Source organism: Butyrivibrio sp. INlla18, assembly GCF_900103635.1.
GTDB lineage: Bacteria > Bacillota > Clostridia > Lachnospirales > Lachnospiraceae > Butyrivibrio.
Genome location: NZ_FMXK01000004.1, coordinates 155,028 through 179,705, shown reverse-complemented (window position 1 = coordinate 179,705; position 24,678 = coordinate 155,028). Strand labels below are relative to the sequence as shown.

Annotated in this window: 22 protein-coding genes; 20 read left to right on the top strand and 2 right to left on the bottom strand. The window is 39.3% G+C overall.

Annotation, left to right across the window (positions count from 1 at the left end; translation table 11 throughout):
- Nucleotides 1-49: 49 nt before the first annotated feature.
- From rfbD to BLS24_RS02160, 4 genes are all read left to right on the top strand, one after another.
- Complete coding sequence (gene rfbD, locus BLS24_RS02175; RefSeq protein WP_091755742.1) at nucleotides 50-919, top strand: dTDP-4-dehydrorhamnose reductase; 870 nt, start codon at nucleotides 50-52, stop codon at nucleotides 917-919.
- A gap of 12 nt (nucleotides 920-931) precedes the next feature.
- Complete coding sequence (locus BLS24_RS02170) at nucleotides 932-1,387, top strand: divergent PAP2 family protein (protein ID WP_091755741.1); 456 nt, start codon at nucleotides 932-934, stop codon at nucleotides 1,385-1,387.
- Nucleotides 1,388-1,421: 34 nt separating this feature from the next.
- Entirely contained in the window at nucleotides 1,422-3,209 is a 1,788-nt protein-coding gene (locus tag BLS24_RS02165; RefSeq protein WP_091755740.1) for an LIC_10190 family membrane protein, read from the top strand.
- A 200-nt stretch (nucleotides 3,210-3,409) separates the two neighbouring features.
- Nucleotides 3,410-3,859, top strand: coding sequence for a CAP domain-containing protein (locus BLS24_RS02160; protein WP_091755739.1), 450 nt, complete (start codon nucleotides 3,410-3,412; stop codon nucleotides 3,857-3,859).
- A gap of 59 nt (nucleotides 3,860-3,918) precedes the next feature.
- Here the strand turns inward: BLS24_RS02160 and BLS24_RS02155 are convergent, their stop codons facing one another.
- On the bottom strand, nucleotides 3,919-4,860 hold the full coding sequence (locus tag BLS24_RS02155) for a GDP-L-fucose synthase family protein (RefSeq protein WP_334292947.1): 942 nt from the start codon (nucleotides 4,858-4,860) through the stop codon (nucleotides 3,919-3,921).
- 20 nt (nucleotides 4,861-4,880) lie between these two features.
- A complete protein-coding gene (gmd, locus tag BLS24_RS02150; protein WP_071177069.1) occupies nucleotides 4,881-5,972 on the bottom strand; it encodes a GDP-mannose 4,6-dehydratase in 1,092 nt (363 codons plus the stop codon).
- A 160-nt stretch (nucleotides 5,973-6,132) separates the two neighbouring features.
- Here gmd and BLS24_RS02145 point away from each other — a divergent pair, with 160 nt between their 5' ends.
- The 16 genes from BLS24_RS02145 (at nucleotide 6,133) to pseI (ending at nucleotide 24,669) form a co-directional block, all read left to right on the top strand.
- The gene (locus BLS24_RS02145; RefSeq protein WP_091755735.1) at nucleotides 6,133-6,993 is read left to right on the top strand and encodes an AraC family transcriptional regulator; all 861 of its coding nucleotides are present in this window, start codon (nucleotides 6,133-6,135) and stop codon (nucleotides 6,991-6,993) included.
- A gap of 97 nt (nucleotides 6,994-7,090) precedes the next feature.
- Nucleotides 7,091-8,023, top strand: coding sequence for a glycosyltransferase family 2 protein (locus BLS24_RS02140; RefSeq protein ID WP_091755734.1), 933 nt, complete (start codon nucleotides 7,091-7,093; stop codon nucleotides 8,021-8,023).
- Entirely contained in the window at nucleotides 8,023-8,769 is a 747-nt protein-coding gene (locus BLS24_RS02135; RefSeq protein ID WP_091755732.1) for a glycosyltransferase family 2 protein, read from the top strand. Before BLS24_RS02140 ends, BLS24_RS02135 begins: the two co-directional genes overlap by 1 nt.
- Nucleotides 8,770-8,787: 18 nt before the next feature.
- Nucleotides 8,788-10,188 (top strand): exopolysaccharide biosynthesis polyprenyl glycosylphosphotransferase, encoded by a 1,401-nt coding sequence (locus BLS24_RS02130; RefSeq protein WP_091755730.1) that lies wholly within the window; start codon nucleotides 8,788-8,790, stop codon nucleotides 10,186-10,188.
- A 23-nt stretch (nucleotides 10,189-10,211) separates the two neighbouring features.
- Nucleotides 10,212-11,309, top strand: a complete 1,098-nt coding sequence (locus tag BLS24_RS02125) for a YveK family protein (protein ID WP_091755729.1) — start codon at nucleotides 10,212-10,214, stop codon at nucleotides 11,307-11,309.
- An 11-nt stretch (nucleotides 11,310-11,320) separates the two neighbouring features.
- A complete protein-coding gene (locus tag BLS24_RS02120) occupies nucleotides 11,321-12,130 on the top strand; it encodes a glycosyltransferase (protein WP_242872210.1) in 810 nt (269 codons plus the stop codon).
- On the top strand, nucleotides 12,131-13,243 hold the full coding sequence (locus tag BLS24_RS02115) for an EpsG family protein (protein WP_091755727.1): 1,113 nt from the start codon (nucleotides 12,131-12,133) through the stop codon (nucleotides 13,241-13,243). It begins immediately after the preceding gene.
- A gap of 11 nt (nucleotides 13,244-13,254) precedes the next feature.
- Nucleotides 13,255-14,148: a glycosyltransferase gene (locus tag BLS24_RS02110; protein ID WP_091755723.1), complete on the top strand. Its 894-nt coding sequence runs from the start codon at nucleotides 13,255-13,257 to the stop codon at nucleotides 14,146-14,148.
- Nucleotides 14,149-14,150: 2 nt separating this feature from the next.
- Nucleotides 14,151-15,422 (top strand): glycosyltransferase family 4 protein, encoded by a 1,272-nt coding sequence (locus BLS24_RS02105; RefSeq protein WP_091755722.1) that lies wholly within the window; start codon nucleotides 14,151-14,153, stop codon nucleotides 15,420-15,422.
- Nucleotides 15,423-15,496: 74 nt separating this feature from the next.
- Nucleotides 15,497-16,627, top strand: coding sequence for a glycosyltransferase family 4 protein (locus tag BLS24_RS02100; protein ID WP_242872209.1), 1,131 nt, complete (start codon nucleotides 15,497-15,499; stop codon nucleotides 16,625-16,627).
- 7 nt (nucleotides 16,628-16,634) lie between these two features.
- Entirely contained in the window at nucleotides 16,635-17,858 is a 1,224-nt protein-coding gene (locus tag BLS24_RS02095) for a hypothetical protein (protein WP_091755711.1), read from the top strand.
- Nucleotides 17,851-18,858 (top strand): glycosyltransferase family 2 protein, encoded by a 1,008-nt coding sequence (locus BLS24_RS02090; RefSeq protein WP_091755709.1) that lies wholly within the window; start codon nucleotides 17,851-17,853, stop codon nucleotides 18,856-18,858. The genes BLS24_RS02095 and BLS24_RS02090 overlap by 8 nt, the downstream gene beginning before the upstream one ends.
- 3 nt (nucleotides 18,859-18,861) lie before the next feature.
- A complete protein-coding gene (locus BLS24_RS02085; RefSeq protein WP_091755702.1) occupies nucleotides 18,862-20,418 on the top strand; it encodes a hypothetical protein in 1,557 nt (518 codons plus the stop codon).
- Nucleotides 20,419-20,467: 49 nt separating this feature from the next.
- Nucleotides 20,468-21,670 carry an ATP-grasp domain-containing protein gene (locus tag BLS24_RS02080; protein WP_091755700.1) on the top strand — a complete coding sequence of 401 codons (1,203 nt, stop codon included), beginning with the start codon at nucleotides 20,468-20,470 and terminating at the stop codon, nucleotides 21,668-21,670.
- A complete protein-coding gene (pseF, locus tag BLS24_RS15500) occupies nucleotides 21,667-23,595 on the top strand; it encodes a pseudaminic acid cytidylyltransferase (protein WP_091755698.1) in 1,929 nt (642 codons plus the stop codon). The genes BLS24_RS02080 and pseF overlap by 4 nt, the downstream gene beginning before the upstream one ends.
- On the top strand, nucleotides 23,596-24,669 hold the full coding sequence (pseI, locus tag BLS24_RS02070) for a pseudaminic acid synthase (RefSeq protein ID WP_091755696.1): 1,074 nt from the start codon (nucleotides 23,596-23,598) through the stop codon (nucleotides 24,667-24,669).
- Nucleotides 24,670-24,678: the final 9 nt, after the last annotated feature.

Genomic DNA, 24,678 nt, shown 5'->3' with positions numbered 1-24,678 from the left:
ATTGGACGGCAGTGATGCCGTCCGATTTTGTGATTAATAGGAGAACAGTATGGAAACAATAATTGTAACAGGTTGCAATGGACAGCTTGGTAGAGCAATCAATAAGGAACTTAACGGCAAATATGAACTTGTTAATACAGACGTATTTCAGGGAGATGGAATCACTCCTCTTGATATTACAAATGTAGATGCTGTTGTTGAGCTTGCAAGAAAAGTTAAACCTGCAGCCATTGTTAACTGCGCAGCATACACAGCAGTTGATAAGCAGGAAAGTGATGTTGATCTTTCGTACAAGATCAATGCAATTGGACCAAGAAACCTTGCTATAGCATCTACGGAAGTAGGAGCTAAGCTTGTTCATGTTTCTACTGATTATGTTTTTGAAGGAAATGGAACAAGACCATATGTTGAGTTTGATAAGACAAACCCTGTAAGCGTTTATGGAAAAACAAAGCTTGCTGGTGAAGAGTTTGTAAAGCAGTTTGCAAAAGAGTCTTTTATCATCAGAACAGCATGGCTTTATGGAGATGGTAAGAACTTTGTTAAGACAATGCTCTCACTTTCTGAGAAGTATGATGAAGTTAGCGTGGTAAAGGATCAGCTTGGAACACCAACAAGTACAACTGAGCTTGCTAAGGCTATTCATTATCTTCTTCCAACACAGAATTATGGAACTTTCCATGGTACATGTGAAGGAGATACTAACTGGGCAGATTTCACAGAAGAGATCTTTAGGATTGCCGGCAAGAAGACAAAGGTTAATCATGTTACAACTGAGGAATACGTTGCCAAGAATCCTCAGTCTGCACCTAGACCAGCCTATAGTATCCTCGAGAACTATATGTTCAAGCTCACATCTGACTTTATGTTTGCAGACTGGCACGATGCTATTGAGCAGTATTTAAAAGAACTACTTTAAAAGGATTGTTTTATGGATTTTATTTCAGATATTTTTAGCAACAGAATATTGATGTCAGCATTTTGGGGCTGGCTTGTGGCTCAGTTTTTAAAAACTATCATTTATGTGATAGTTAATAAAAACTTCAACCCTGAGAGACTTATGGGTGATGGAGGGATGCCAAGTTCACACTCAGCCACAGTTATGGCTCTTGTAACATCAACATTTTTAACTTATGGAGCAGGTTCTTTTGAATTTGCTATCTCTGGCGTACTTGCTCTTATAGTAATGCATGATGCAATGGGAGTTAGAAGACAGGCTGGTAAGCAGGCTGTCGTGATCAACAATATGATGGACTGGTTCAAAGAGCTTGATCAGGACATCCCAGTTGAGCAAAAGCTCAAGGAGTTTGTAGGTCATACTCCATTACAGGTGCTCTTTGGAGCAATCTTAGGAATTATAGTAGGTGCAGTAGTTATTGGCCTATGATCAATACAAATGACATTTTGGGGGCTAGCATTTTATGATAACAGTCATGTTGATATGGCTATATGTAATTATCACGACATACCTGGTTGGCTATTCTTTTCTTAAGATGATGTCATCATGGCCGGGTATGGCTACCCTTAAAAATGGAATTATCAAAAGATATAAGACACATTTCAGGGAATCTTATATTGTCACGGGAATTGTCGTTGTAACAGTCTTTTCCGAAATCTTTAGTATTTTCCAAGGCGTTGGCTTAAAGGCCAATATTTTACTAATTTTATATTGTGTAGTGGCTGCTGTATATTACAGACAAGAGCTTCTAGAAGACCTTAAGGATATGCATCATGTACTGGCTTCTAACTGCGATGGGGTCTTTTATATTCTCATCTTTTTGCTTATGGCCTATGGCACATCACACGGTATAATGCACTATGATTCAGATCTTTATCATGCGCAGGCTATTCACTGGATAGAGGACTATGGTATTGTCAAAGGATTGGGCAATCTACATGTGAGATTAGCTTACAATAGTGCATCGTTTGCACTGTCTGCTCTATATAGCATGGCCTTTTTAGGCGGACAGTCATATCATGTTATGGCTGGCTTTTTTGCGCTACTTCTTGCTTGGCAGTGCCTTGATATCAAGAATGTAGTAAGACGTGGACATATCGTTCTTTCTGATTTTGCAAGAGTGGCAGCTATCTATTATCTTTTCACTATCTATGATGAGATGGTGGCGCCTGCGTCGGACTATTTTCTTCAGACTATGGTGTTTTATACCATAATTCACTGGCTTGATATGTATGTGAGACATGAAAAGTCTTATGTGCCATATATTCAGCTGACTATGCTGAGTGTGTACGCGGTTACGATCAAGCTTTCAGCGGCACCAATGGTTCTTTTAGCCATAATTCCTATCTATATGCTGTTCCATGATAGGACAAAAGAGAAAATGAAGGCCTTTGGTGTATCTATACTCTTAGTGCTTGTTATAGTATTGCCATTCCTTACAAGAAATGTGATCATATCTGGCTGGGTGCTCTATCCTGTCACGATCCTCGATTTCTTTGGTTTTGATTGGGAAATACCTAAGGGAGTTGCAGAGTTTGACGCACTAGAGATAAAGACCTTTGGCCGAGGCTATAATGATGTCACAAATTATGGACATGTGGCCATGAAGGAGTGGGTTCCACACTGGTTTAGCGAGCTTTCAATGATGAACAAGGCTATGGTCATGCTGGCTCTAGCGGCAATAGTGATCTATATTGTTTGCTTCTTGTATTTCCTTTTGGCAGCATCTGAGAGAAAAACACATAAATTAAATAATAAAGTTTTTGAGATAAGCCATAGAAGTATGCTAAATTTGGCGGACTTTTTGACGATCGGTGCTACTTTAATTGGATGCATGATCTTCTGGTTTATGAGTGCTCCTCTTATCAGATATGGAATAGTGTACGTTTGGCTTGTTGTAGCTGTAATTTTTGGCAGAATGTTCATACTTATCAGTAACAGAGTAGATAAAAGAGCTAAAGACTATATGCTCAAAGCTTTTGTAGCTCTTTTGGCGTTATGGATAGCCTTTAAGGGTGTGAATCTTATAAGAGATGAATATCCAAGATTTAATGCTAAGTATTTCCTTGTTCAGCAGGATTATGGCACATATGAGACAAAGACCTTTGAAATATCTGGTGTAACCTTCTATTATCCGGCTGAAGGAGATCAGATAGGTTATGGACCATTTCCTGCAGCAACTCATGATCTTTCAGAGGAAATGGAATTTATTGGCAAGAAGATAGGTGATGGCTTTAAACCAAAAGATTGATAAAATGGGCTTTTGACGAATATTTAATAAAAATACAATTTTAACTATAAAAAATAAATTAACAATTGATTCTGTTCTAAACAATGTATTAAGAATAGCCTAAATAACGTTAATAAAGAGCTTCTGGGCTCCGAAATAAAGTATCATAAATATACAGAAATGATGAAACAGTAGATCACCATTTTGAAAAGAGGTACTTTATGAGGGGAAAGAATATAAAGACCTTAATAATGTTAACGGCTATAGTGTATATGCTTTTTGAAGCATATTCCTTTGAATGTAAGGCTGCGGGGGCAGATGATGTTTTGGCATATATGAATGCAGCAAGAGCAGAGGCTGGACTTCCAGCTTATACAGTTGATGAAACGCTTCAGGAAGCGGCTACAACTAGGGCGGCAGAGTGCGCTTCAAGGTTTTCTCATACAAGACCAAATGGAAAAGCTTGGTATACAGTTTCAAGTTCATCAAAGGGCGAAAATCTAGCCCATGCCAGAAATGTAGAGCAGTCCAATCCTGAAAATGTGGTACTTGCTTGGATGCTTAGCCCAAAGCATAAGGCAAATGTCATGAGGCAAAACTTCTCCTACGTTGGAATAGCCTACTATGACAATGGATGCGGAGATATCTATATAGCTTGTGAGTTTAAATGATCAAAATAAATAAGGCGATGCAGATCATAAGTCTGCATCGCCTATTATAATGTCTAAATTTATCTTTCAGCACGCATTGGGTTATGAAGGAAATCTTCATAAGCAAGCTTGATACCGTCATCAAGTTCAGTCTTATATGTCCAACCAAGGTCCTTTGCCTTTGATACATCAAGAAGCTTTCTTGGTGTTCCGTTTGGCTTGGAAGGATCCCATCTGATCTCGCCTGTGTAACCAATGATAGCTGCAACCTTTTCTGTGAGTTCTTTGATAGTAAGCTCTTTTCCTGTACCAGCGTTAACAGTTTCGTTGCCACTGTAGTTATTCATAAGGAATACGCAGAGGTTTGCAAGGTCATCAACATAGAGGAATTCTCTAAGTGGGCTTCCATCTCCCCAACATGTTACATAAGGAAGGTTCTGCTCCTTGGCCTCGTGGAAACGTCTGATAAGTGCTGGAAGTACGTGTGAATGAGTTGGATGATAGTTATCATTTGGCCCATAAAGGTTAGTAGGCATAACTGAAATGTAGTCAGTTCCATACTGTTTGTTGAGGTATTCACAGTACTTAAGACCTGAGATCTTAGCAAGTGCATAAGCTTCGTTGGTCTTTTCAAGTTCTGAAGTAAGAAGACAATCTTCCTTCATTGGCTGTGGAGCCATTCTTGGGTAGATACAAGATGAACCCAAGAACTCAACCTTTTTACAATCATTCTTCCAAGCTGAGTGAATAACGTTCATCTCGAGGATCATGTTGTCATACATGAAATCTGCAAGAGCTTCTGAGTTTCCCATGATTCCGCCAACCTTAGCAGCTGCAAGGAAAACATATTCAGGCTTTTCCTCAGCGAAGAACTTCTCGACCTGATCCTGTCTTGTAAGATCAAGCTCTGCGTGTGTTCTGGTTACGATATTGAAGTAGCCCTGTTTCTTTAATTCACGAACGATTGCTGAACCAACCATTCCTCTGTGGCCAGCAACATATATTTTTGCACCGTAATCCATCATATCTGTCACCTTCTTCTTTATTTATCGATACCCTTTTCAAGGAATTCTGCAAGATTGAATTCTACGTGTTCGTTAGCTCTTTCAACTGCAACCTTAGCCATATCATGCTCAACCATGATTCTTACGAGATCTTCGAAAGATGTTGACTGTGGATTCCAGTGAAGCTTCTCTTTGGCCTTAGTAGGATCGCCCCAAAGGTTAACAACGTCTGTAGGTCTGTAGAAGTCAGGAGATACCTCAACAAGTACCTTACCTGTAGCCTTGTCATAACCCTTCTCATCAGCGCCTTCGCCCTTAAACTCAAGCTCAATACCAGCATAGTGGAATGCAAGCTGTGCGAACTCTCTAACTGAGTGCTGCACACCAGTAGCAATTACGAAATCTTCTGGCTTGTCATTCTGAAGAATGAGCCACATACACTCAACATAATCCTTAGCATAACCCCAGTCACGAAGACTTGAAAGATTTCCAAGGTATAACTTGTCCTGTTTGCCCTGGGCAATTCTAGAAGCAGCAAGAGTGATCTTACGTGTAACAAATGTCTCGCCTCTTCTCTCTGATTCATGGTTGAAAAGAATACCTGAGCAGCAGAACATGTTGTAAGCTTCTCTATACTCTTTTACGATCCAGAAACCATAGAGCTTAGCAACTGCATATGGGCTGTATGGATGGAAAGGAGTCTTCTCGTTCTGAGGAACTTCCTCAACCTTACCATAGAGCTCAGATGTTGAAGCCTGGTAGATACGGCATGTCTCAGTAAGACCGCACTGACGAACAGCTTCGAGGATTCTTGTAACACCTACAGCGTCTACGTCTGCTGTGAACTCAGGTGAATCGAAAGAAACCTGAACGTGAGACTGAGCTGCAAGGTTGTAGATCTCGTCTGGGCGAACCTTAGATACGATTCCAATGATGCTCATAGAGTCACCAAGGTCACCATAATGTAAATGGAAGTTAGGCTTTCCTTCAAGATGAGCGATTCTCTCTCTGTAATCTACAGAAGATCTTCTGATTATTCCGTGAACGTCATAACCCTTTTCAAGAAGGAACTCAGCAAGGTATGAACCATCCTGGCCTGTGATTCCTGTAATAAGAGCTTTTTTAGCCATTTTTTTACCTCTCAAAAAAATCAAATGTTTAATGTTCATAATGATTATATTTAGAGAACAAAATAAAAACAATTCATTTTCTTGATTTTGATTTGCATTATCTTGACGTGAAAACTATACTATATAAAACAGAAGTATGAATATGAAAGGAAGCGGTAAAATGGGCGAAAAACTATTTCAAGGCGAGTATGTATCCTCAAATAGATTGCTGTATACTGCCTCGGAATTTGCAAAAAATAATCTTATATATTTACAAGAAATTGGTAGTTTAAAAGCTCAAAAAACGCACATTAGTAAGAGACAGAATCTCTCTTCATTTCTCTTTTTCTATGTAAAAGAGGGAAGCGGATACCTGGACTATGAAGGTAAGCTCTATGAGATTGAGGCTGGAGACTGTGTTTTTATCAATTGCCAAAAACCATATTCGCACAGAACGTCCAATAATCTCTGGAGACTTGAGTGGATACATTTTAATGGAGATAATGTTCTTCCTATATATATGAAGTATGTGGATAGAGGTGGGCAACCGGTATTTAGACCAGAAGATCTGGGGGTTCCAGAAGGAATATGGAAAGAGATAAATGATGTTTCTCATTCATCAGACTACATCAGGGATATCAGGATCAATGAATACTTGTCTTCTCTTATGACTTTTTTGATGTCATTTAGCTGGAATCCGGAAGCTAAAAAGTTTGATCCAAATACAAAATCCTTGTATGATGTCAAGGAATATATCGATACACACTACGCAGAAAAGATATCACTTGATATGTTATCAGATATGTTTTTGAAAAATAAGTATTCTTTATCAAGAAGCTTTAAGGAACAGTTTGGAACATCTATCATCAATTATCTGTTGGTGGTGAGAATTACCCATGCCAAGCAGCTACTTAGATTCACAGATATGACGGTGGAGGAAGTTGGAGCTGCCTGCGGAATAACTCCTTTGTATTATTTTTCCAGGATATTTAAGCAGATTGAGGGAGTGAGTCCGTTGGAATTCAAGGCTGGATGGAAGTAATGCTATTGTTCGTTGAAAGACTTGGGCAATAAGTGTAAAATATTGGGTAGGATTGCCTTACTATGCAATCATATAATTAACGCGTGGAGATTTACACATGAAACTTTTGAGCATAATAGTACCTTGCTACAATGAGCAGGAGAATATCGTAGATTTCTATAATGAGCTTCTAAAGAATGAGGCTTACTTTAAGTCTCATGACGTAGACATAGAGATCATATATGTAAATGATGGATCTAAGGATGGAACAGTAGCAGAAGTAAAAAAGCTTCATGAGAGAGATGAGAGAGTTCATCTTATCAACTTCTCAAGAAACTTTGGAAAAGAGTCTGCTATGATAGCTGGTCTTGAGAGAGCAAAGGGCGACTTTGTTGCGATCATGGACTGCGATCTTCAGGATCCACCAGCTCTTTTACCACAGATGTATGAAGCTATTGTTAATGAAGGCTATGACAGCGTAGCCACCAGAAGAGTCAGTAGAAAAGGCGAGCCTCCTATCAGGTCATTCTTTGCAAGAATGTTCTACAGGATCATCAACAAGATGTCCAAGACTGAGATCGTAGACGGTGCAAGAGACTACAGACTTATGACCAGACAATTTGTGGATGCAGTCCTTTCTATGGGCGAATACAACCGCTTTTCTAAAGGAATCTTTGGATGGGTGGGCTTTAAGAATAAATGGATCGAATTTGAGAATGTTGAGAGACAAAAAGGTGAGACTAAGTGGTCTTTCTGGAAGCTTTTCCTATATGCTCTTGACGGAATAGTTGCATTTTCAACAGCGCCACTTGCAATTGCATCATTTATGGGTGTGCTGTTCTGCTTGCTTGCTTTTATATTCATAATCTTCATTATTGTTAGAAAGCTTATGTTTGGAGACCCTACAAGTGGATGGCCTTCACTTGTATGTATTATCTCGTTTGTCAGCGGTGTTCAGCTGTTTTGCATCGGTATTGTGGGACAGTATCTGTCCAAGACTTATCTCGAGGTCAAGAAGCGCCCATTATACATTGTCAAAGAGGAATTATAATGGTAAGTATTGTTGTTCCAGTCTATAATGCCAAAAAATACATAGCAAAGACCATAGAAATGGTGGAAGCTCAGACTTATAAGGATTGGGAACTTATTCTGGTTGATGACTGCTCAAGGGATGGAAGCGCTGCCTATATAGAAGAACTGATCTCTTCTCAGGCTAAGAGGATCAAGCTTATCAAAAAAGAGAGAAATGAAGGCGCTGCAGCTGCCAGAAATACAGGAATCGATGCAGCAATCGGCAGATACATAGCTTTTTTGGATGCAGACGATGTATGGCAAGCAGACAAGCTTGAAAAACAGATTGCTTTCATGGAAAAAACTGGAGCCGCTTTTTCTTTTCATTCCTATGAGTTTGGAGATGAAGAAGCAAGACCAACAGGTAAGGTCGTGCACGCTCCTAAAACGCTTAACTTTAGACAGGCACTGTCAAGAACGGTTATTTTCACAACAACTGTTATGTTTGACACCGAGAAGATAGACATGGAGATCATCCATATGCCAATGGTTCCAAGCGAAGATACTGCCACTTGGTGGAGAATCTTAAAGAGCGGAATAATCGCTTACGGAATGGATGAGAATCTTGCTATTTACCGCCGACCAGCCAAATCGCTTTCATCAAATAAGCTTTTGGCCATAGAGAGAATATGGTTTTTGTATAGAAATATTGCAGATCTCTCTGTATTAGAATCATTATTTTATTTTGGAGGATGGGCTGTCAGAGCAACTCTTAGGAGAATCTGATAGCTAAAAGGGGATCATATGAAACACGTAGAATCAGTAAAAAGAATCCTTGTTTTATTTCTTGGATTTATTGGACTGTGCGTGCAGACAGCTGTATACGCCTGGTTTTGGTTTAAGACATATTATCCAATAGTTTCTGCCAATCGTATCAGTGTTGACGGATATAATCTTGGAAGCGGACTTAAGCTCTACTTCCGTGGACATTTGCTTATTTTAGCAATTTATTTCATATTGCTTTTATTCTTTTCTAACACATACGGTGGTCTTAAGATTGGATATCTCAAGCCTATGGATGTGTTCTTTTCGCAGATATTCGCCTTATTTATGGTGAATTTCATTTCTTATTTCCAGATTGCTCTTTTAAGGAACTGGCTTGTTCCAGTACTTCCTATGGTAGAGATATTTGGAATTCAGCTTGTTTTGTCTTTTGCATGGGCCTATGCCACAAACGCCATTTACCGAATGATATTTCCACCAAGAAATCTCCTTCTTGTTAATGGTAAATATGCTGCAGATGACATTATTCGCAAGTTCAATACCAGAAAAGATAAATACAGGATCGTAAAGCAGATGAATATTTCTGAAGGTATTGAAAGTATCTACAAAGAATGCCTTGGAAATTATGACGGCGTCATTATCTGGGATGTTCCTAGTGAATATAGAAATGGTCTTGTTAAGTACTGCTATGGTCATAACATCAGAATTTATGTTATGCCCAAGATTACAGATGTGTTATTAAAGGGATCAACTCAGCTTCATCTCTTTGATACACCGGTCCTTTTGCTTAGGGAATATGCTATCAAGATTGAACAGAGAGCTATCAAAAGAGCTTTCGACATACTTCTTTCTTTGATACTGATAATTCTTAGTTCACCAATAATGCTGATAACAGCTATCATCATCAAGGCTTATGACGGTGGTCCTGTGCTGTACAAGCAGGTTAGATGTACCATCAACAAACGAGAATTCAAGATCATGAAGTTTAGAAGTATGAGCGTTGATGCTGAGAAGGACGGAGTTGCAAGGCTTGCTTCTAAGAATGACTCAAGAATAACTCCTATCGGCAAGTTTATCCGTTCATGTAGAATTGATGAGCTCCCACAGCTCTTTAACATCCTGGTTGGCGACATGACCTTCATCGGACCAAGACCAGAGAGACCTGAGATCATTGAGCAGTATCTTGAAAATATGCCTGAATTTGCTTTCAGAATGAAAGTAAAGGCTGGACTTGCAGGATATGCGCAGGTTTATGGCAAATACAACACTACACCTTATGATAAATTAAAGCTTGATCTTACATATATTGAGAATTATTCGATCTGGCTTGATATCAAGCTTATGTTACTTACCGTAAAGATTTTGTTCACGCCAGACAGTACAGAAGGCGTTGAAGAGAATCAGACAACAGCTCAGAAGTAAGATTATCATTCTGGAGAAGACGTATGGACAGAACACAGAGACATATGGATGAAGAATTGAATTTAAGGAGCTTTTATTTAAGGCTCATCAAAAAGATATGGATCATTCCGCTTGCTGCACTGCTGGGTGCGCTTTTATGCGGTGGAATCTATACCCTTGTAAATGTGACTTTTGGACCTGCTAGGAGCTATAGCACAGAGTCCAAACTCTATATCAAGTTTGCCTATGATGAGCAGGCAGGAACACAGGTTGACTATTACAATGCCTTTACTTGGAACTTGCTCATGTCTACTGATGACATTTTACCTATTGTTATGGAAAATCTGCAAAAGGTTGGAGTATCCAAGGAACAGATTTCAGAGCAGGAAGTTATTGATTCTGTAAAAGCAGAGATTCCTTCAGATGTAAGGCTTCTTTTGGTGACTGTTACAAATAATAGTCAGGAAGACACGGATTTAATAACGGATGCAATCGATGAAGCACTGGTAAACTATGGCGATACTAATGAGGCATTTGATTCAATTAAGCTTATTGCCAGGTCAGATTCTGCTCTTGTGACATACACCGACAGGACTTTCGTAGCAGTGATCTTTGGGGCGATTTTATTTGCAGTAGCGGCTATTTTAGTTCTTTTGCTGGTAGATGCTCTTGACGATTCAGTCTATGTCCCAGAGGACTGCGAAAAGAGATACAAATTGCCGGTACTTGGAGTTCTTTTTGAAAAGGATTCAAAGGATGCTTTCTTTAAAAATGAACTTCAGGCAGCTTATGAAAAATATATTGCTGGCGCAGAGAGAGTTGTACTGATCGCTTCAGACAGTGTCAAAGATGCAGAGAATTCAAAAAAGGATCTGGACTCACTTAAGAAGACATTAGGAAGTGGCTTGGATAGTCAATTAGATAAAGTAACAGCCATGGAAATTCCTGGAAATGTACTTGATAACTACAGAAAGATCGGTGCATCTGATGGCGTTATCCTTACAGTTCCAGCTGGAAAGAGATGTGGAAGCATGACAGGGCATATCATAGCTCAGCTTAAGAAACATGAATGTCCTGTACTTGGAGTTATTCTGGTTAGATCTGATGAGGGATTTCTTAGAAGATATTACAGAATAAAGTGATGGAAGATATTATGAGCAAAAGACTTCAGATGTTGATATCAGCAGTAGACAAAGATAGTAAAAGTTTGCTGGAACAAATGAATATTGAGTCTGACGCTATTTTAGTCAATCAGTTCATTAAGACTGATGGAGGAGACTTCGAGGAAGAACTTCAGCTAAATGGTCACACAGTCAAAGTGATCGGCAGAAGAGAAAAAGGTGTTGGCTTATCAAGGAACACTGCTCTAGAAAATTCAGACCATGAGATCATCCAGTTTGCTGATGATGATATAGTTTATGATCAGGGCTATGCTGAAAAGATCTTAAAAGAATTTGATGATCACCCAGAAGCAGATGTGATCATGTTCAATGTAAGGGCTCAGGAAGGCAGAGAGACTTACTGGAATGAGGATTTTGCAAAAGTAACATGGAAGAACTACGGAAGATATCCCGCTTACGCCATCTGCGCTAGAAGAGACAAGCTTGTCAGTAGCGGAGTTAAGTATTCTTTATTATTTGGTGGCGGAGCTCCATACATGAATGGAGAAGATAGTCTCTTTTTACATGACTGTTTAAAGTCAGGACTGTCATTATATAGGACCACAGTAGCACTTGGACATGAAGTATCAGGTGAGTCTACATGGTTTAATGGTTACACAGATAAGTTTTTTTATGACAGAGGTGTCTTATATCACTTTTTGTATGGATCATTTGCTAGCATTCTTGGTTTTAGATATCTGTTTAACAACAGAAAAACCATGTGTGTCGAAAAAGGATTATTTAAAAGTTACCATTTGTTAAATCAGGGCATTAAACATGCCAAGACTTTAAAGAAGGTATAAATGATAGTATATTTGTCCCTTACAGCGGTTGTTCTTTTAACAGCTATGCTTGTGAGAAAAACACAATTTAATATCTGTTATGGACAGGTAAGAAGGCAGAATGTTGTTAATGTAATAGCAAGTGTTATCATATTCGCATGCTTGTTTTGGGTGTCTGCTCTACGTGTAAATGTAGGAAATGACTATGCCAAGTATGTTGAATTTATGCATTTGGTGTATTCAAGAGCCTATGTTCCTACAGAGGCAGGATTTAATGCACTTACATATGCAATCTATTATCTTAGCGGCTTTGAAAATTATATTTTGGTCTTTGCTGTCATTGCTTTCTTTACTATTTTGTTTTTTATGAAGGCGATCTGGGATCAGAGCGAGTGGTTCACTTTTAGCTTTATGATGTTCATGCTCCTTGGCTATTATTTTCAGTCCATCAGTACCGTACGTTATTATTTAGCCTTAGGACTAGCGCTGTATTCCATTAAGTTTGTCATGACAAAAGACTGGCCAAGATTTTTACTTGTGGTACTTATTGGGGCTCTTTTCCATAAGTCACTTTTAGTTGTTCTGGTGCTTTATCCTATAGCAAGGATGAAGTGGAAGAGATGGATGTATATTGCAGCTGGCTTTTTCTGCATTTCATGTCTTTTTTTACAGGATCTTTACCTTAAGATAGTGATATTCCTTTATCCTTCATACAAAGATACAGAATATCTTACAGGTGGAACGAGCTCAGTTAATATAGCAAGATGCGCAGCTATACTTATTTTATCTCTTATATTGTTTAAGGATGTGGTTAAAGAAAATAAAACCTACCTGTTCTATTTCTACTGCAATCTCATGGCGCTTGCCCTTTATGTATTTGGATCATTCCTTCCTATCATCTCAAGGATTGGATATTACTTAACAGTTACACATATCCTGTTTGTTCCAGCGCTGATTCTTCATATCAAGGATGACAGGATACGAAAGTGGGTCAAGATTGCAGCTATTTTAGGTTGTTTTTTATATTTTGCGATTTACATGAAGAAAGCTCCTGATGATGGAGTTAGAATTTTGCCATATCAGTCAATCTTGTTTGATGATATGCCACTTACTCTGTCTGAGAGAGGTTATTAAGGAGGTTTCGGATGAAAAGACCTTTTTTCACAATTATTGTAGTTTCATATAATCCAGGTAAAAAGCTGATCGAGACTATTGAAAGTATCAAGAGGCAGAGCTATACAAATTACCGCATCTTGGTAAAAGATGGAATGTCTACAGATGGCTCAGTGGATAAGCTAAAGGCGAAGTTTGAAGTAACGGACGACTTCGAAGAGAGTAAGGATAAGATACTTCTTATTGAGAGCTGTGATAGCGGTATATATCATGGAATGAATATCGCTACCTCATATCTTGCAGAAAAGGCATCAGATATTCAGGCTGGTGAATCACCATCATATATCTTTTTCTTAAATTGTGGTGATACCTTTAAGGATGAAAATGTCCTTAGAAATGTTCATGAGTTCATTACCAAGAACCAGAGTAAAGAAGGAACTACCCTTTTCTCCATTTATTATGGGGATATTTTTGAGATTACAACAGGCACTAAAGTTGCTTCTAATCCGAAGATTGATGATTACGCATGTTATCGAAATGTTCCTTCTCACCAGGCTTGCTTTTATGATGAGAGACTTATTTACAAGAACCCATTTGACCTTCGATACAAAGTCAGAGCGGATTATGAGCAGTTCCTTAGATGCTTTTATAGAGAAAAGGCGGTACCTGTGTACATGCCAGTGATCATTTCTAATTATGAAGGCGGTGGCTATTCAGATCAGAACAAGAAGATTTCTGAGGATGAAAGAAGAGAGATAATAAAACGCTATCTGACAGGGGCGCAGATCAGAAAGTATGACCTTTTGCGTATCCTTACATTATCTAAGCTCAGAACCTTTGTGGCTTCAAATAAAGTAACTGCCGGCGGTTACAACGCTATAAAGAATGCTGTTTATAAAGCTAGAAGCGGCAAAAAGGAGAAATGAATTTGAAGATACTATGGCTTTGCAACATTATGCTTCCTGCTTACGCGAAAGCGCATGGAATTCCTTTTTCAGTAAGAGAAGGATGGCTTACAGGATGCCTTGAGAAGTTGCAGAATACAAAGGATAATAAAATAACACTTGCTATATGCTTCCCTTTTGGCAAACCAGATGTCAAGGAAGAGATAGATGGGGTGACCTATTATAGCTTTTACGAGGACTTAAATCATCCTGAAGTTTATGATGGAAAGCTTGAGAATAGATTACACGTAATTCTTGATGATTTTAAGCCTGACATTGTACACATATTCGGAACAGAATTTCCTCATTCCCTTGCCATGCTCAGAGCATTTGGCAACCCTGACAGAGTTCTTTTAGGCATACAGGGAATTTGCGGAGAGATAGCCAAAGAGTATATGGCTGACATTCCTATTGAAGTACAGAATTCAGCAACTCTTAGAGATAGATTAAAAGAAGATTCTCTTCTTCAGCAAGTTGAGAAGTACAAGATAAGAGCAGAGCATGAGAGAGAATCCATCATGCTTGCTGGAAATATTACCGGTAGAACAGAATTCGACAAGAAGTACACTTCAGAAATTAACGGTGAAGCTAAGTATTATCATATAAACGAGACCATGAGACCTTGCTTTTATGAAGGAAAGTGGGAGGAAAAGAATGTAGAACCTCACAGCATTTTCCTGTCTCAGGGCGACTATCCATTAAAGGGATTTCATTTCATGCTTCAGGCGATGCCAAAGATCCTTGAAAAATACCCTGATGCAAAGCTTTATGTAGCAGGAAACAATATTATCGGTAAGGGTAAGAGCAAATATCCTTATTTTATGCGCGCCAGTGCCTATGGCAAGTACATAAAGAGCCTTATTTCCAAGAATAAGCTAAAGAAAAAAGTTAAGATGGTGGGTATGCTCTCGGATGTTGAGATGAAGGAACAATTCCTTAAGAGTAGCCTTTTTGTATGTCCATCTGTTGTAGAGAATTCACCAAACTCTGTTGGAGAAGCTATGCTTCTTGGAGTGCCTGTGCTTGCAGCTAATGTTGGAGGCATACCAAGTCTCATCCAGCCTGGTAAGGATGGCCTTTTATTTGATAAGGCCAATGTTGAGATGCTTGCAGATCAGATCATTTCCATGTGGGATGAACCAGTTATATCCGCAGTTTATGGGGATAATGCCAGCAAACATGCTAGAGAAACTCATGACGCCAACGCCAATTATGAGAGGCTCATTGAGGTTTATGAATCTATTGTTAAGAAATAAAGAGAGGGATCATATTGGTTATAACCTTTGTATCTAACTACATAAATCATCATCAGATTCCTTTCTGTGAGGCTATGAAAGGGTTAATTGGTGACGTTTTTCATTTCATACAGACCATGCCCATGGAAGAGGAAAGGATCAAGATGGGATGGGCTGTAGATCCAAAGGATTATTCTTATGTGGAGCTCTTTTATCAAGATGAAGAGAAGTGCAGTAGTCTAATACTAGATAGCGATGTAGTAATATTTGGCTGGACAGAGGGACTTATCAGTAAGCTAGAGGAAAAGAGACTTTCATCTGGTAAGCTTACCTTTCGGCTTAGCGAGAGAATATACCGCGAAGGCCAGTGGAAAGCCATCAGTCCTAAAGGACTAATCAGAAAGTACCATGAGCATTATAAATACAGAAAGATGCCGGTATATCTGCTGTGCGCCGGCGCTTATGTAGCTTCTGACTTTGAACTTATCCACAGCTATCCAGGCAAGAAGCTTAAATGGGGATATTTCCCTGATAGGAAGATGGATATTTCAGAGAAAAGACCTGTTGAAGGTAGAAAGATAAAGCTTTCTTGGACAGGCAGACTCATAAAACTAAAGCACCCTGAGTTTGCTGTAGAGATCGCAAAGCTGCTCAAGGAAAAGGGCTACGACTTTGAGCTGATTTTCGTTGGCGACGGCAATCAAAGAGAAGCACTTGAAGAAAAGACAAAAGAATATGACCTCAGTGAGCAGATAAGCTTTAAGGGAAATCTTGATCCAGCTGATGCCTTCAGAGCAATGTCCGAGGCAGACATACAGCTCTTTACCAGTAACTATCTTGAGGGCTGGGGAGCGGTAGTCAATGAAGCTATGCAGTGCGGCAATGCGGTAGTTGCATCCTATGAAGCCGGTGCTGTTCCATTCCTTATACAGGATGGATATAATGGACTTTCATACAAGAACGGCGACTATAATGATTTTGCGAAAAAGGTCTTGTATTTATTTGAAAGAAAAGATAAAATTTTGCAGTTTGGTAGTAACGCAAAAAAGACTATTGAAGAAGTCTGGAATGCGGAAAATGCTGCAAAAGAGCTCCTTAGGTTCTCTGAAGAGTTTTTAGAAGGTAAGGAGCCAAGCTTTTCTTCTGAGGGACCTGTCAGCAAGGCCGAAGTAATAAAGCCTGCTGGTTTAAAGAGGTGCTTACAGGAAGATAACCATTTAGAATGAGGATATTATGAGATTTATTGATGATTTTTTTGAAACAAAATTTAAGATCTTCGGAGTGGAGATAAAGATATTTGATCTGCTCTTTTTCACTATTATTTCATGTCTTGGTCTGGTGTTTAGGCTTTCACTTTATGACATCGTTTCTGGTGACTACAAGCTTGCTTTTGCTGATTGGATGAGAGAATGCCATGAAGCAGGTGGATTTGCTTATCTTGGAATCAAGCCAGGCGTAAGTGATGCCAGTACTTTTGACTATAACTGTATGTTCCAGTATGTTATTGTGATCCTTCACTACATTGGTGGTGGTATCAGTGATATGTATCTGGTTAAGACAGTTTCAGTAATATTTGATTACGTATGTGCTGTTACTATCATGAGAATTACCTTTAAGGCAACAGAAGGTAATGTGACAAAGTCACTTATTGCCTATGGCGCAGCTATGTTTCTTCCATCTGTTGTGCTCAACAGTGCAGCGTGGGCGCAGAATGATGCAATCTTTACATCATTTGTTCTTTTGTCACTTCTTTATTTCATGAAGGGTAAGGACAACAGAGCCTTCGTTTATCTTGCATTTGCTTATAGTTTCAAACAGCAGGCAATCTTCTTTATGCCATTTGTAATAATCATGTGGCTCAAGAATAAGATAAAGATCAGATACATTTTCTGGATTCCAGTTGTACATTTTGCAGCTATGATACCTGCAGCGATTGCTGGTAGAAGCTGGGGAGACCTTCTTGGTATTTATGGTAAGCAGGTAACAATGTTCTCAAGACTTACTATGAATTATCCAAGCGTTTATACAATCATTACTTCAGACCTTTCAAAGGCTACTAGGTCAATTCTGATCAGTGGTGGAACCATGGCTACTGTGATCGTTCTTGGAATCATTGCTTATTATTCATACAAGATCAAGAACGAAGTAAGCTTTGAATATATGATAACACTCGTTATATTTACTGTAGAAGTGTGCTGCTTCTGTCTCCCTGCAATGCATGAGAGATACGGCTATCTTCCAGAAATCTTAGCTGTGGTATACGCAGTTATCAATGTTAAGAGAGTTCCAATATGTGCAGCTCTTCAGATGATCACTATGATGACCTACTCAAGATATCTCTTTGGCTCAACAGTTACAACTCTTTGGCCATTGTCATGCGCGATGCTGGTGATCATTATGATCATTGGATACGATCTCTATAGACAAATGAAAAAGATGGAGGCTTCTAATGTCTGAGTTTACTCAGAAAATATCGGTGATCATACCGGCATATAACATTGAAGATCTTTTACCAAAGTGCGTCAGATCTGTAGCTCAGCAGGATTATCCGGCTGAGCTTCTTCAGATTATAGTGGTTGACGATGGATCAACAGATGGAACAGCGAGGGTTGCTGATGATCTTGCGAAAGAGTTTTCTAATGTGGAAGTCTATCATCAGAAAAATGGTGGCTCTAGTAGTGCTAGAAACTTGGGAATAGCACATGCAACAGGCGAATACATTGGTTTTGTAGATAGTGACGACTATGTGGATAGCAGAATGTATAGTTCATTAGTTGACGCTGCTGTCAGAACTGGTGCTGACATGGTTCAGATATCAAGGGACGAGATCTCAGAGGATGGAACAAGACGTCCTGATGTAGTTATACCACCAGAGCAGGAAACAGAAGTATCTCCAGTAGATCACCTTAAGACACTGCTGATGCACACTGGCGATGCATCTTTTTGCACCAAGATCACTAGGAGAACTATCTTTGATAAAGGGCTTAAGTTCCCAGAGGGCGAGCTCAATGAGGATTTTTATCTTATGATACATGCCCTTGAATACGTTAATAAACTGGTTATCTTGCCATACCAGTATTATCATGTCTTTTACAGATCAGGAAGTAACTCAAGGCGCAAGGCTGAAGACAAAGACTATTTCCCATCAGTTTATACTGATATTGTCAGAAATTCTGATGTGGTGCTTAATCTTGTTAAAGACAAGCATCCAGAACTTGTGCAGATGGCAGAGAGATTTGGCTACTATCAGAGACTAGATTATCTCTTGCACATTCCAGTTAGCAAGATGGGAAAGAGCAATGCATTTTATCAGGAAGTGGTAGGATATATCAGGAAAAATCACCTGAATATCATGAAAAACGGATATCTAACCGGCAGACAAAAGCTTTATTTGAGCATATTAGCGCCTGCTCCAAAACTTGTCAGGAAGCTTCATGCGAAGATAAGGGGCTTATAACTTATGAAAAAGATTTCTATTTACCTTATCATGTTTATAGCACTGCTTGTGAGCATCTATTATGGTGCTCAGAAGTCTGGCTTTCATGAGGATGAGTACTATACTTATTTCTCGACCAATAGGAGCCTAGGATTGTATCAGCCAGACAGAGAGTGGCAGGATAGGCAGACTATCCTGGATGAGTTTGTAGTTAAAGAGGGAGAAGGCTTTAACTACGGGCTTGTTAAGCTTGTTCAATCTTGGGATGTTCATCCGCCTTTTTACTATTTTGTTTTCCATACAATCTGTTCCTTTGTGCCTGGAGTCTTTACAAAGTGGACAGGTATCATGACTAATTTAATAGCATTTGTTATCTCAATGATCGTGCTATATGGCCTTATGGAGGAGCTCAAAGTACCATTTCAGATACAGGTTCTTACACTGATCTTTTGGGGATTAAATCCACAAACTATTTCCTGTAATATGCTGATCAGAATGTATGCTTTTCTAACAGCAGCTGTATTTGCCTGCGCATACCTTCATGTGAGGCTTATTCAGGACTATGACAAATATAGGAAAGATATAAAGAGCTTTATGCTTAAATGGCTTTTACCGATCATGGCCGTATCTTACATGGGCTTTTTGATCCAGTATTTTTATATCTTTTTCTTTGTATCCATCGGAGTTGCCACAGCTTATTGGCTTTTCTTTAAAAAGATAGATTTAAAGAATGCATTGATATACGTTGGCGGCTGCGCTGTCAGTCTTTTTTTGGCAGTTCTAACATACCCTGCAAGCGTAAGACACATGTTTGGTGGCTACAGAGGAAGCGATGCATCAGGAAGTCTGTTTGGTCTTTTCAACACAGGGCTTAGGATCAAGTTCTTTGTGGGACTTTTAAATGACTATGTATTTGCAGGTGGACTTATATTCATAGCTCTTTTCATAGCCATATTGATAGTTGCTGGCATATTTACCGGCAAAAAGTATAAGCTCCTAAGACCAGAAGTAATGATATTAACTGTTGGAACAGTTGGATATTTTCTTTTAACTGCCAAGACAGCTCTTTTGGTTGGGAGCGCATCTAACAGATATGAGATGCCAATTTATGGACTAATGATAATGCTCCTGTTTTGGGATGTGTATTATACAGTAAGTTCCATTGGGCAAAAGAGCTATGTATATGCATTTATGGTTGCTATGGTAGCTTTTTTGATAAAAGGTTTAGTGATCGACGGTAATGTGCTCTTCTTGTACAAGGAAGATGTACCTAAGATAGCTTATGCAAAAGAACATTCAGATAACGTAGCGGTTGTTATGTATAATCCTGCGACTCCGCATAACGTCTGGAGACTTACAGATGAGCTTCTTCAGTATGATAAGGTTTTTTACATGAATGAGGAAAATACCGAGAAGCTTGTGGAAAAAGAGGTGACTTCAGCTGACAAGATAGTGCTTTATGTGGCTGATGATGACCTTCAGCAGGAAGCTATAAACAATTTGGTGGATTCCTGCCAGAATATCAGTGGAAAAAGCTTCGTTTCCGACGAGGAAATGTGGGTAACCTATGAGCTTGATTGAGTACATGATATAATAATATGAAAATGAGTAAGATCGAGGGCATAATTTGATGAGAGCAGCAGTAATTGGAGCAAGTTCAGAATCTATATACGCTATCAGCAAGGCTAAAGAGCTTGGGCTGGAAGTTATTGCATTAGACGGAAATGCGGAAGCACCTGGTTTGCGCGAGGCAGATGCTTCCTTTGTTGTAGATATAAGAGATCCACAGAAGGTTTTTGAGATACTTGATCAGAATAAGCCAGACATAGTGCTTCCTGTGCCGATTGGAAGGTATCTTACTACTACCGGCGCGGTAAATGATCACTATAATCTTTGCGGAATCTCTTTTGATGCAGCTAATAACTGTACTGACAAATATGAGTTCCATAGACTCTTAAGTGAAAAGAATCTTAGAAAAGCTGAGATGTACTTGGTTACTGCAGGTACTGAAAACGCTAACGCTGATGAGCTTAATTTCATGTATCCAGTAGTGGTTAAGCCTAGGTTTGGTTCAGGAAGCCGCGGAGTCAAGATTTACAATACCAAAGAGGAACTTCAAAAAGAGTTTTTGGCAGAACTGCCATTTGATGAGGATTATTGCATAGAGACATTCGTAGACGGTCCAGAATATGGCGTTGACGGTGTTTATGTTGACGGAGAGTTCAAGCTTATCCTTCTTAGGGGTAAAAAGAATACTAAACCTCCATATAGAGAGTGCGTTGGTTATTATTCGATCATTGAAGCTCCAGAAAATGCTGAGTTTATTGCTGCTGTAAAGAAGCTTATGCAGGAAGCTGGCGAGATCCTTGGATTTAAGAATAACCTGGTACATGCGGATATCATAAAAGATGTAAATGGAAAGCCATTTATCATCGAGACTTCTGGTCGTCCTTCAGGACACAATCTCCATAATCTATTTACACCTATGGCCAGCGGAGTTGATGTTATCACGGAATTTATCAAGCTTGCTGTACCAGCACTTGGCTTGAAGCCTTCTTTTGAGCCAAATGTGGACAAAAAGATGATCATCAGATATTTTGACTTTGAGGATGTTAGGATCAATAAAGTCCCATCCAAAGAGGCACTGATGAAGAAATATCCACTTAGAGCATGGAACTGCAATATAAAGAGTGGAATGTATTTAGGAAAAGTTACAAATGGTGCGTCTATCATGGGAAGAGGCTTCTTTATTTTGGAAGCATCAGATACATTTGCCCTTGATGAATACGCCGCAGCCATCAAAAGCGAGTTTGAAGTGGAGGCAGTTAAATGAGCTGTGTTGCCATTATTACAGCCAGAGGCGGAAGTAAGAGAATCCCTGGCAAAAACATAAAGAATTTCTGTGGAAAACCTATCATTGAATATTCTATAACAGCTGCTATTAAAAGCGACGCCTTCGATGAGGTAATGGTTTCTACAGATGATGAGAAGATAGCCGAGGTTGCTAGGAATGCTGGAGCCAAGGTTCCTTTCATGCGCTCAGAGGATACTGCCAATGACTATGCTACAACAGATGAAGTTATTGCAGAAGTACTGAATAGATACAAGTCAGAAGGCAAGATTTTTGACAGATTCTGTTGTATATATCCTACAGCTCCTTTTATTACTCCTCAGAGATTAAAGGAAGCGATGGATAAACTTAATGAGCACGAATCAGTAACTCCAGTAGTTGCTTTTTCATATCCGCCTCAAAGGGGCTTTATCATTGAAAATGAGAGACTTGTACGTAAGCATCCAGAACATGCTCTTACAAGATCCCAGGATCTTGAAAAGATATATCATGATAGTGGACAATTCTATGCTTGCAGGACAGATGCTTTCTTTAGGGACAATACAACAGACGTAGATGATATGGTTGCTGTTATCCTTAGCGAAGATGAAGTTCAGGATATAGATACATTTGAAGACTGGAAGATTGCTGAGCAGAAATATAGAAATCTTAAGACTGCCTCAGAGGAAATGACAAACCTGTCAGGTGAAAAATTTGATGATTCTAAGCTAAAGACTCCTTATTACAGAGTGGATGAATCTCTTTTAAATGCTGATATTGAAATGCTGAAAGGCGCACTGGATAAGGATTGGAATAATTACATTTGTTCTTATTCGGTTAAGACAAATTCACTTCCATGGCTACTTGCCCATTTAAAGGAAAATGGCTTTTATGCAGAAGTTGTTTCCAAGGAAGAATATGAGCTCGCTCTTAGACTAGGCTATAGAAAAGATCAGGTGATCTATAATGGACCAATAAAGGATAAGGATGTTTTCTGTGAGATTCTCCTTGCAGGTGGAATCGTAAACATGGATTCAAGCTATGAACCACTTTGGCTTGAAGAACTTGCAAATACGCATAAAGACAGGTCTTTTGGTATTGGCATCAGAGTCAACTATGATATCTCTACTATTATTCCTGACGAAGTCCTTGCAGATGAGGAAGGAAGTAGATTTGGCTACTGCTACGAAAATGGTGAGCTTGGGAAAGTCATTGATAAAGTGAAGAGCCTTCCAAATGTTAAGGTTGCTGGTCTTCACCTTCATTCTTCTACAAAGTCACGTTCACTTAATGCCTATAGAGCTCTTTCTCAGGTTGCTGTTCTAGTGGCAAAAGAGTATGAGCTTGATCTGGACTATGTGGATATGGGCGGCGGATATTATGGAGGCGTAGAAGGTAAGCCTGATTTTAGAAGCTATGTTCCTGCAATCAGTGAGGAGCTTTCAAAGTTCTTTGATGTAAATAAGACAAAGCTAGTAATGGAGCCAGGTGTATCTATGGTTTCATCTTCATTTAGTTTTGTAACAAGCGTTATTGATACAAAAGATATCAGAGAACATAGATATGTTGTAATAGATGGAAGCCGTGTGAATCTTAATCCACAGGTTACCAGAAGATGGTATCCTCATAGATTTGAGTTAGCTGGGGATAAGGCTTCAAGAAATAAGCTGGATGCACAGATGATCTGCGGTGCTACATGCATGGAGTATGACAGATTGTTTAATGCAGAGAATGAGGCGGAGCTCAAGGTTGGTGATAGAGTGGTATTTACAAATGCCGGAGGTTACACACTTTGCCTTACACCTCTTTTCATCCATTACTTCCCAGCGGTTTTCGTTAAGAAGTGTGATGGAACGGTTTTTGAGGCCAGATTTCCATGGACTAATGAAGAATACATGATGAAGAATCATTTCCAGGGAGGTTTTTAAATGCCTAGATTTGAGCTAAATCAGAGGGTTAAGCTGGCTGATCATTATATTGGCAAGGATGATCCTGTTTATATCGTTGCGGAAATGTCAGCAAATCATAATAACGACTTTAATAGAGCTATAGAGATCATTCATGCAGCTAAAGAGGCTGGTGCTGATGCGATCAAGCTTCAAACCTATACTGCTGACACCATGACCATTGACAGTGACAAGAGCTATTTTCAGATAGATGGCGGAACTTTATGGGATGGTATGACTCTTTACAAGCTTTATCAACAGGCATACACCCCTTGGGAGTGGCAGCCAAAGCTTATGGAAGAAGCAAATAAGCTTGGACTTGATTGCTTCTCAACTCCTTTTGACAAGACATCTCTTGATTTTGTAGAACAGATGAATATGCCAGCTATCAAGATCGCATCCTATGAGATCACAGATATTCCTCTTATCAGAATGTGCGCAGCCAGGAAAAAGCCAATTATACTGGCTACAGGTGTTGCGACACTTGATGATATCAGACTTGCGATCGAAGCTTGCATTCAGGAAGGTAACAAGGATGTAGTATTGCTTAAATGCGTTTCTGCATATCCTACACCTTATGAGGACGTAAACCTCAATATGATAAAGGGGCTTGCTGATGAGTACGGTTGCATCATGGGGCTTTCTGATCACACAATGGGATGGACAGTCCCAATTGCTGCAGTTTCATTAGGAGCTAGAATGGTGGAGAAGCACCTGACTCTTAGAAGAGCTGATGGCGGTGCTGATGGAGCATTTTCTATGGAACCAGAAGAGTTTGCCGAGATGGTAAAGAGCATTCGTATTGTAGAAAAAGCTCTTGGAAGTAGCGATTATAAGCTTACTCCAGCTCAGGAAAAGGAAAGAGAGGGCGCTAGATCTCTTTTCATAGTTGAAGATATCAAGAAGGGCGAGAAGCTTACTGCTGCAAACATCAGGTCCATCAGACCACAGCAGGGAAGTGGTCTTCCACCAATTGAGTATGATAATGTTATTGGTAAAACAGCTTCTAAGGATCTCTTTAGAGGCGAACCACTTAAATATGACGATTTCTGTTAAATAGCAGGA